This window comes from Prevotella veroralis DSM 19559 = JCM 6290 (assembly GCF_000377625.1).
In the GTDB taxonomy this organism is placed as follows: domain Bacteria; phylum Bacteroidota; class Bacteroidia; order Bacteroidales; family Bacteroidaceae; genus Prevotella; species Prevotella veroralis.
In genome coordinates, this window is the sequence record NZ_KB898346.1 from 1 (window position 1) to 9,878 (window position 9,878).

The window sequence follows — 9,878 nt, forward strand, 5'->3', positions numbered from 1 at the left end:
GACGTAAGAAGCAACCGTGGTTTTGTATTTATCCCAGAGGTAGGCGACCAAGTCCTCCTCGGCTTCCGTCATGGTGACCCAGCAAGACCATACGTTATGGGTAGTCTCTTTAACGGAGTTACAGGTGGTGGCGGTGGTCAAGGCAACAACTGCAAGAGCCTTACCAGTCGCACCGGCAGTTCCTTGAAACTTGATGATTCTAAAGGTAGTGTAACACTACACGATAAAGGCGGTGTAAGCATGACTTTTGATGGTGCAGGTAATTCTACATTGAATGCAAAAGCTACTCATTCGGTAAATGCCGGAAGTAATGCTTCGATAAATGTCGGCAAGGGAAAAAGTGTGCTTGAAATGAGTAGTGGGGGAAACATAAAATTGAAAGGTGAATCAACAATAACATTATCTGTTGGCTCAAGCGAGATTATAATAGCCAACACAAGCATTACGCTGAAATCTGAGAATATTTATGTCAAAGGATCAACACAGAGTGTTATCGGACCAAATATGGAAAAATGTATAAAAGTCGAGGGAGGTGGAAGTGTAGACATTGTAGGTGATCCTGTCAACATTAATAAAGAGAAAGGCGGAGTTGTCAATATTAAATAACATATAGATAATGAGTTTGATAGATCGATTACACGGTCACGTCCAAGAAGGTCGTCTGACACAAAGAGACTACAAGTACCGTTGTGTACAGACCATCACCACGAAGCTTGACGAGATACCTGTCAGTACTATTGTCAGTAAGAAAGATTACTCAGTAGAGAGATTTACGGATGCAGAAGGAACACAGGGCTTTGCCTTCAGTGTGAAAGATGATATTCCTTCTGTCTTTCCTGAGCAAAGCCAAGAGGCTTTGGTTTTGACAAATGAACTTGAGAATATAAAGACAAAAGCAATAGTCTGGATAGATTCAAATACAGGAATGATAACCAAACTTCTCAACCATGAGGAGATTATAGCACTATGGGAGGATGAGAAACAACATCTCACGAGCAAATATAAGTTCTTAAAAGGAACGGCTGGAAGCAATGCTTTAAATAATCTGATAAAGATGGAAGATAAGATTATCTATGAATATGATAATCTTATGGCAAGTTTGAGTATAATACCTTTTTATTCCATCTTCTTTGGACCTCATTTAGTGACTGATGACCTTCAGTCTGGTAACAGTACTATTCCTTATGCTTCAAAACTCTTCCCTGGAAATAATTTCAGCTTAAAGTTGGAAAGAGAAATCGAGAAGCAAGATGATGGATTATTATTAGTTAATTACAAAGCTAAGAACGATAAAGAGTCTCATTTTAGTGAGGCTATTCGCAAAGCATACGATCAGAAGATTAAACCTGTCATCCAATATGGTTTTACTGAGTATGAAATTGAGGTTAAACAACAGTCTTCGATTGACCCAGCTGAACATTGCCTTGCAAAGGGAAATTTAAACATAGAAGAAGAAGTTACTGACAATGTTACATTAAGCGTGGACTTACAAGTCAGAAAACTGAAAAATAAAATATAAGTTATGGGACAGTCTTATATACGAGAAGGAACGAATGTAGTTTGTACGAATATGACTTGTGGCACGCCACAATTACTTCTTCGAGGAGCACAGAATGGTCTGGTGATTAATAAGTCTTCTGATAAGCCTGTGTTGAATATTGATGCCAAGAAGATATCTGCACCTTTTGCCTGCAAGATGGCAACCAAAGTTTGGGGTGGCTTGCAAAGTTTTCTTTTGGGAGTTGCTGTTGGTGCAGCTGCAATTTTCTTAGTAGCAGCTACGATTGTAACCTGTGGTGCAGCCCTACCAGCCATAATAGGAGCTATTGCTATAACAAGTGAAGCCGTTGCCTTAACATCTCTTGCCGTTGGCGGACTTGCAGCTGGATATGCTGAACATAAAAAGCAAGAGGGATTAGAGCACGATTGCGACATAACAGAAAAATCGACATGGGCATCATTTCATCCTAAAGTTTATATAGAGAACAGGAATGCCTTGTTAAATAAATCCAAGATGACATGTAAAATAGGTGGAACTATTAATATCATCCTTGACCCAGAAGTTGCAAAAGCTGCAGCAGCTTATATTTCTAAGATGAATAGTCTTGAAATACAAGAACAAGAAAACAATAAATTCTGGCAAGGTGTTGTAAGTGGTCTTACGGGTGGAGCAACGCCTATTGCTTTGGCTATTTCTGTAGGTCTTTATACAGGAGCATTGGATTTTCTTAATTTCTGGAATGATGATAGTTTAGGAGAGACAAGAACCTCTAATAACAATGATTCTCCTTTCGGTAACTCTGTTAAGAATTCTGTTGGGACTAATGTTTATGGTTCAGGAGTTGGCGGAGGTGCTGACAATGCCGTATCGACAGGCGTAGATGCACATAAGAAAGGCGCTGAAAAGGGTGCAGAAATAGATTCACAGATAAGTTCAAAGACTGCAGAAGCTAATAAGCAAGCGGAAAAAGCAATTGAAAATAAGTTAGGCGCAATGGAAACGCATACTGCTGCAGAAGAATGGGGGAAGGAAGCGGGACGCCGTGCATCAAGTGGAGCAAGTAGTTCTTCGGTGGAGTCTGCTAAGACGGCTGAAGGAATGTTAGGGCGAACTTCTGAAGAGTATGGGAAACGAACAACACAAGCTGTCAAAAATCAGGCAGAAATTCTTGCAGAGAAAACAACGCTTGAAGAAGGAAAAGATGCAGCTGTTAACGCTGCTAAGAGAGGAGCATGGAAAGAGGGTGCAAAGAAGTTTGGAATGGCATTAGGCGTCGGTTTAGCTGGCGGTGTTGTTAACTACTTCATAGAGAAGAAGGGTAATAATGATGAACAGGCTATTGAGAAAAAAACAAGAACGATCTCTAAAGAATTCAATTCATCTGATGAAGATAATGAAGATAATAATACTAACTATATGGGCATAATATCAAATTCATAAAACAATGAGCAACTTTTATTCAAGAATACCAGCCATAGGAGCTACACTTGGTACTGTATTTGCACTTACTGTGGCAACGCCGTTGGTTGTCAGCCTTATTGCAAAGTTTACGCTCGGTGGCAACAAGGCGGCTGTACCGTACGCAGATACGTATATTCGTAATTCGGACACTATAGTGGTTCAGATACCACACTTCACTCAGATTACACCTGTAGATAAAGTTTTCACTTCGCGTGCCTGGTTTGCAGGAATGGCGCATTCAGAATCATCATGTTATTCACAGATATGTTTTTACTCCCCTCAATACAAAAGACATTTAGCAGTTATTTCATTTATAGGAGGGTATAATGTAGTGCAAGGTAAGACTAACAAGAAAGTTTGGCATGACGTAGAAAAAGAAAGGTTAAATATAATTTGCGATTCAAAAACGATTTCTGCATACATTAATAAAACACAGTGGCAGGATCCAACGTATGGGACAAAAGACAACCCTATGCCTATATTCTTTAAAAAGAGTTTAACAGGTATGGAGTCTTGTGCCAGTGAGACAGACCTGCTTACGATTAAACCTTCCGTGTATAAAAAGTTCGTAGAGCTCTACCTTGCACATGGACTGGAACCCAAGGAGTTCGATAGGCTCTATGGGGCAGACATGGAACGCTTGGGGCTGAAGGATTAAGTTAGGTGACGAGTGGACTGGTTGACATGTTGCTTGTAAAGTAAGAAATGTGAGTAAAAAGTTGAGAACGCTCCAGATTATTTGTACTTTTGTGATGAGAACAATGCAGATGTAATATAGATTATATGGGCATAATATCAAATTCATAAAACAATGAGCAACTTTTATTCAAGAATACCAGCCATAGGAGCTACACTTGGTACTGTATTTGCACTTACTGTGGCAACGCCGTTGGTTGTCAGCCTTATTGCAAAGTTTACGCTCGGCGGTAACAAGGCTGCTGTGCCGTATGCAGATACGTACATTCGTAATTCAGATACAATAGTAGTTCAGATACCACACTTTACTCAGATTACACCAATTGATAAAATTTTTACTTCGCGTGCTTGGTTTGCAGGGGTGGCACATTCGGAAAAATCTACTTATGAGCAGATATGTTTCTACTCCCCTGAATATAAAAGACATTTAGCAGTTATTTCATTTATAGGAGGGTATAATGTGGCACAAATGGGAACGGGGAAAGACGCATATAATGTAGATGTAGAAGAAGAAAGGTTAAGTATAATTTTTGATTCAAAAACGATTTCTGCATACATTAATAAAACACAGTGGCAGGACCCTACTTATGGGACAAAAGACAACCCTATGCCTATATTCTTTAAAAAGAGTTTAACAGGTTTGGAGTTTTGTGCCAGTGAAACAGACCTGCTTACGATTAAACCCTCCGTGTATAAGAAGTTCGTTGAGCTTTACCTTGCACATGGACTGGAACCCGAGGAGTTCGATAGGCTCTATGGGGCAGACATGAAACGCTTGGGACTGACGGATTAAGTTAGGTGACGAGTGGACGGGTTTATGAGTTGACAAGTTGCTTGCAAGGTAAGAAATGTGAGTAAAAAGTTGAGAACGCTCCAGATTATTTGTACTTTTGTGATGAGAACAATGCAGATGTAGTGCAAACGATATGAGTATCATCGCAAATTCATAAAACAATGAGCAACTTTTATTCAAGAATACCAGCCATAGGAGCAACCTTAGGAACAGTGTTTGCGCTTACCGTAGCAACGCCACTGGTAGTTAGCCTTATTGCAAAATTTACGCTCGGTGGCAACAAGGCTGCTGTGCCGTACGCAGATACGTATATTCGTAATTCAGATACCATAGTAGTTCAGATACCGTATTTTACTCAGATTACACCAGTTAATAAAGTCTTCACTTCGCGTGCTTGGTTTGCAGGGATGGCACATACTGAATCGTCATGTTATTCACAGATATGTTTCTACTCCCCTGAATATAAAAGACATTTAGCAGTTATTTCATTTATAGGAGGGTATAATGTGGCACAAATGGGAACGGGGAAAGACGCATATAATGTAGATGTAGAAGAAGAAAGGTTAAGTATAATTTTTGATTCAAAAACGATTTCTGCATACATTAATAAAACACAGTGGCAGGACCCTACTTATGGGACAAAAGACAACCCTATGCCTATATTCTTTAAAAAGAGTTTAACAGGTTTGGAGTTTTGTGCCAGTGAAACAGACCTGCTTACGATTAAACCCTCCGTGTATAAGAAGTTCGTTGAGCTTTACCTTGCACATGGACTGGAACCCGAGGAGTTCGATAGGCTCTATGGGGCAGACATGAAACGCTTGGGACTGACGGATTAAGTTAGGTGACGAGTGGACGGGTTTATGAGTTGACAAGTTGCTTGCAAGGTAAGAAATGTGAGTAAAAAGTTGAGAACGCTCCAGATTATTTGTACTTTTGTGATGAGAACAATGCAGATGTAGTGCAAACGATATGAGTATCATCGCAAATTCATAAAACAATGAGCAACTTTTATTCAAGAATACCAGCCATAGGAGCAACCTTAGGAACAGTGTTTGCGCTTACCGTAGCAACGCCACTGGTAGTTAGCCTTATTGCAAAATTTACGCTCGGTGGCAACAAGGCTGCTGTGCCGTACGCAGATACGTATATTCGTAATTCAGATACCATAGTAGTTCAGATACCGTATTTTACTCAGATTACACCAGTTAATAAAGTCTTCACTTCGCGTGCTTGGTTTGCAGGGATGGCACATACTGAATCGTCATGTTATTCACAGATATGTTTCTACTCCCCTGAATATAAAAGACATTTAGCTGTTATTTCATTTATAGGAGGGTATAATGTAGTACAAGGTAAGACTAACAAGAAAGTTTGGTATGACGTAGAAAAAGAACGGTTAAGTATAATTTGCGAATCTAAAACGATTTCTGCATATATTAATAAAACACAGTGGCAGGACCCGACGTATGGAACTAAAGATAACCCTATGCCAATATTCTTTAAGCGTGCATTGTCTGGATTTGAATGTGCAGGAGGTGTAGAAGATTTTATTTATATTAAACCCTCTGTGTATAAGAAGTTCGTTGAGCTCTACCTTGCACATGGACTGGAACCCGAGGAGTTCGATAGGCTCTATGGGGCGGATATGAAGCGCTTGGGACTAAAGGATTGAGTGGTTGACAAGTGGACTGGTTTACGAGTTGACAAGTTGCTTGCAAGGTAAGAAATGTGAGTAAAAAGTTGAGAACGCTCCAGATTATTTATACTTTTGTGATGAGAACAATGCAGATGTAATGCAAACGATATGAGTATCATCGCAAATTCATAATATCAATGGCAAATAAATTTTCAATAGGAGGAATTAAAATTTTCTCGACAGCAGGAACCATCTTTGCATCTCTTGTAGGTGCACCACTACTTATCTATATGACAGTAAAATCAAAGAAGAAAATTTTAATATGACACGTGATATAGTTTCACAATTACAAGACCTACAAGAAAAAGATGTGGCAAAAAATAAAATTGTATCAGATGGGAAGTAACAAAGGAAATTGGGGAAGATATGGATTACAGGCATTTGGAATTTCAGTGCTTGGGCCACTCTTATTTTATTTTATTAATCCTATCATTGAGTATTTTAAGGGAAATCGTGATGCTGTCGCATATACAAAGACATACGTAAGTCAGTGGGATAGTATAAAAATAGTGCTACCCACTAACTTGTACGACTTCTCATCTGGTGAAATACCTCATCGAACAAAAGTTTTGACAGGTGATGGTAAACAAAAACAGAGGATATATGCAAGCTTTGAACAATATTATATTACACAATACAAGAAATATTTTAAGATTATATGGATCGTAGGTATAGATGAATTTGTTGGGCTTTACAATCGGCATTATGATGCAGCAGGTGTTCAAAATGGCTTAATGCGTCCAAATATGGTACTATCTGTCTATGTCAATCGCAAACAATGGAAGGATAAATCATACGGAACGAAAGAAAAGCCAATGCCAGTCTTTCTACATAGAATTATCTCAGGTGATGATATAGAAGAGCGAAACAAATTTGCACTCTGGAGAGATAGTCTTCAACCAGGTGGAGACTTTGTTGATAGTTATCTCCCACCCAAGGCTGTCCAACGTATGCGCAACACACCAGACTCTGTTAACTATAAGTTTGCAGAGTATTACCTGCGTTATCTCCTACCCGAAGACGAGTTTGAAAGACTGTTTGAAGAAAAATAATCTAAAGGGGCATTATGATAGGAAGTAATAAAGGTAATTGGGGAAGATATAGTCTACAAGCATTTGGAATTTCAGTGCTTGGGCCACTTTTGTTTTATCTTATTAATCCTATCATTGAACATTTTAAGGGAAATCGTGATGCTGTCGCATATACAAAGACATACGTAAGTCAGTGGGATAGTATAAAACTCATACTACCTAATGACTTATTAGAACAATCGATAAAGGAAGGTTCAAGTCATATTAAAATGTTATCTTCCTACAAAGACAAAAAAAAAACCGAATAGTTGCCGCAAATGAAATATATTATATCCCTCAATATAAGAAATATTTTGAGTTGATTTGGATAGAGGGTATTGATGAATTTGTTGGATTTTATAACCGCCGTTATGATGCAGCAGGTGTTCAAAATGGCTTAATGCGTCCAAATATGGTACTATCTGTCTATGTCAATCGCAAACAATGGAAGGATAAATCATACGGAACGAAAGAAAAGCCAATGCCAGTCTTTCTACATAGAATTATCTCAGGTGATGATATAGAAGAGCGAAACAAATTTGCACTCTGGAGAGATAGTCTTCAACCTGGTGGAAGATTTGTAGATAGTTATCTCCCTCCCCATGCTGTTCAACGTATGCGTAACACGCCAGACTCTGTTAACTATAAGTTTGCAGAGTATTACCTGCGTTATCTTCTACCTGAAGACGAGTTTGAAAGGCTATTTGAAGAAGAATAATGTAAAAGTTCATTATGATGGGAAGTAGCAAAGGAAATTGGGGAAGATATGGATTACAAGCATTTGGAATTTCAGTGCTTGGTCCTATCTTGTTTTATCTTATTAATCCTATCATTGAACATTTTAAGGGAAATCGTGATGCTGTAGCATACACAAAGACATACGTAAATCAATGGGACAGTATAAAAATCACTCTGCCAAACAATCTCTTCGAACAGATGATGCAAAAGGATCTATTCGAGTAAAAACACTTGCTTCTGATAGCAAAGGTAAACATCGAATAGTAGCGGATAATAAGATTTTTTATATATCTCAATATAAGAAGTATTTTGAATTAATTTGGATAAATGGAGTAGATGAAATTGTTGGACTTTACAATTGTCATCATGATGCAGCTGGTGTTCAAAATGGCTTAATGCGTGCAGGCATGGTGCTATCAGTCTATGTCAATCGTAAACAATGGACGGATACATCATATGGAACAAAAGAAAAGCCTATGCCAGTATTTTTACATAGAATTATCTCGGGTGATTATATAGAAGAGCGGAATAAGAATGCATTAAGGAAAGATAGACGTTTTCCTGGAGAAATTATGGTAGATTTCTATCTCCCTCCCCATGCTGTTCAACGTATGCGTAACACACCAGACTCTGTTAACTATAAGTTTGCAGAGTATTACTTGCGTTACCTCCTACCCGAAGACGAGTTTGAAAGACTGTTTGAAGAAAAATAATCTAAAGGGGCATTATGATAGGAAGTAATAAAGGTAATTGGGGAAGATATAGTCTACAAGCATTTGGAATTTCAGTGCTTGGCCCACTCTTATTTTATCTTATTAATCCTATCATTGAACATTTTAAGGGTAATCGTGATGCTGTAGCATATACAAAGACATACGTAGGTCAGTGGGATAGTATTAGACTTGTTTTACCAGAAAACCTATTTGACCAAACCTTGCAAGAAGAGTAAGCATTTAGCTCTTAAATGTTAAACTTATGTTATTTTGCATCTTTAATTTGCTTTTATAGAATTATATCTTTATTTTTGACACTGTAAAACAACAGATTGCAAATCTTCCTCTTCTTTCCAAGAGCAAGACTGTTTAACAGCCGTACAGAGGGGACTTCAAGAAGTTGTTGAGGTTTTCTCTTTTTTGTTTTCTGGTAAAGGAGATGATAAGGGTGCCTCGGTTATCATTTTTTTTCTAACAACTTAAAACTTTTCAATTATGAGTTCATTTAGAGCTACTTTGGAATTGGGTGGTAAGGAGTATGACGTACTCTATTCTAACTACGAGTTTAGCCGTACAACTGACAAGAAGGGTCAGCCTGCATCAAGCATCTCTGGCGGTCGTATCAGTGTAACCATCGAGTCAACTGATGACACTTCTACTATCGAGGCTATGCTTAACAGCCAGTTCAAGCCTGTTGAGGGTAAGATCGTTTACAAGAAGAGCGAAGAGGATGCTAAAATGAAGGAGATTTCTTTCAAGAATGCTTACATCGTTCATTACAAGGAGACACTCGACGTTAACAACGAGGCACCTATGACCATCGCTATGACTTTCTCTGCTGAGAATATCACCGTGGGCAATGCTGAGCTCGACAACCGTTGGCCTCGCACATAAGCTTAGGAAACTTAAAGGACTATGCAGAGCTTTCTTGCTCGGCATAGTCCTTTTTGCTTTCAATACTCAAAGGGGACTTAAATCAGTTTTATATTGCAATTATAGTCCGTCTCCTAAGACTGGGAATATAATACCCCGACATGCCTATTAGCTTTAATTTATCTCAAAACAAACAACCCATGTCAATTCCTTTCAACCCCATCATTATCAGCATAGGAAAGAAGTCTCTTTCTTCTTTTATTTCTCTACAAATCGAACAAAACATAGGTAAACACCACCGATTCCAAATGTCTGTTGAATTGGAAACGGGTAG

The 9,878-nt window shown here is 38.5% G+C and carries 10 protein-coding genes and 4 pseudogenes; all 14 read left to right on the plus strand.

The features are described 5' to 3' along the window. Positions 1-606, plus strand: a 606-nt coding sequence (locus tag D464_RS13810) for a phage baseplate assembly protein V (RefSeq protein WP_018911389.1), incomplete at its 5' end; no start/stop codon positions are given. 10 nt (positions 607-616) lie between these two features. Further along, the gene (locus D464_RS0112150) at positions 617-1,519 is read left to right on the plus strand and encodes a hypothetical protein (protein WP_018911602.1); all 903 of its coding nucleotides are present in this window, start codon (positions 617-619) and stop codon (positions 1,517-1,519) included. Positions 1,520-1,522: 3 nt separating this feature from the next. Continuing rightward, positions 1,523-2,941, plus strand: coding sequence for a PAAR-like protein (locus D464_RS0112155; RefSeq protein WP_018911603.1), 1,419 nt, complete (start codon positions 1,523-1,525; stop codon positions 2,939-2,941). Positions 2,942-2,945: 4 nt separating this feature from the next. Further along, positions 2,946-3,620, plus strand: coding sequence for a hypothetical protein (locus tag D464_RS0112160; protein ID WP_018911604.1), 675 nt, complete (start codon positions 2,946-2,948; stop codon positions 3,618-3,620). Positions 3,621-3,773: 153 nt separating this feature from the next. Then, complete coding sequence (locus tag D464_RS0112165) at positions 3,774-4,451, plus strand: hypothetical protein (RefSeq protein ID WP_018911605.1); 678 nt, start codon at positions 3,774-3,776, stop codon at positions 4,449-4,451. A gap of 161 nt (positions 4,452-4,612) precedes the next feature. After that, positions 4,613-5,290 carry a hypothetical protein gene (locus D464_RS0112170; protein WP_018911606.1) on the plus strand — a complete coding sequence of 226 codons (678 nt, stop codon included), beginning with the start codon at positions 4,613-4,615 and terminating at the stop codon, positions 5,288-5,290. 161 nt (positions 5,291-5,451) lie between these two features. Beyond that, complete coding sequence (locus tag D464_RS0112175) at positions 5,452-6,126, plus strand: hypothetical protein (protein ID WP_018911607.1); 675 nt, start codon at positions 5,452-5,454, stop codon at positions 6,124-6,126. Between the two features lie 161 nt (positions 6,127-6,287). Next, positions 6,288-6,416 (plus strand): hypothetical protein, encoded by a 129-nt coding sequence (locus D464_RS14115; protein WP_279625395.1) that lies wholly within the window; start codon positions 6,288-6,290, stop codon positions 6,414-6,416. 69 nt (positions 6,417-6,485) lie between these two features. After that, positions 6,486-7,202: a hypothetical protein gene (locus tag D464_RS0112190; protein WP_018911608.1), complete on the plus strand. Its 717-nt coding sequence runs from the start codon at positions 6,486-6,488 to the stop codon at positions 7,200-7,202. Positions 7,203-7,216: 14 nt separating this feature from the next. After that, a pseudogene (locus tag D464_RS12815) lies at positions 7,217-7,938 on the plus strand (hypothetical protein). A gap of 14 nt (positions 7,939-7,952) precedes the next feature. Beyond that, positions 7,953-8,671, plus strand: a pseudogene (locus tag D464_RS14035) (hypothetical protein). Positions 8,672-8,685: 14 nt separating this feature from the next. Beyond that, positions 8,686-8,898: pseudogene (locus D464_RS0112205) on the plus strand (hypothetical protein); the annotation flags it as partial. A gap of 268 nt (positions 8,899-9,166) precedes the next feature. Continuing rightward, the gene (tssD, locus tag D464_RS0112210; RefSeq protein WP_004383461.1) at positions 9,167-9,565 is read left to right on the plus strand and encodes a type VI secretion system tube protein TssD; all 399 of its coding nucleotides are present in this window, start codon (positions 9,167-9,169) and stop codon (positions 9,563-9,565) included. Between the two features lie 179 nt (positions 9,566-9,744). Next, positions 9,745-9,878: pseudogene (locus tag D464_RS14040) on the plus strand (contractile injection system protein, VgrG/Pvc8 family); the annotation flags it as partial.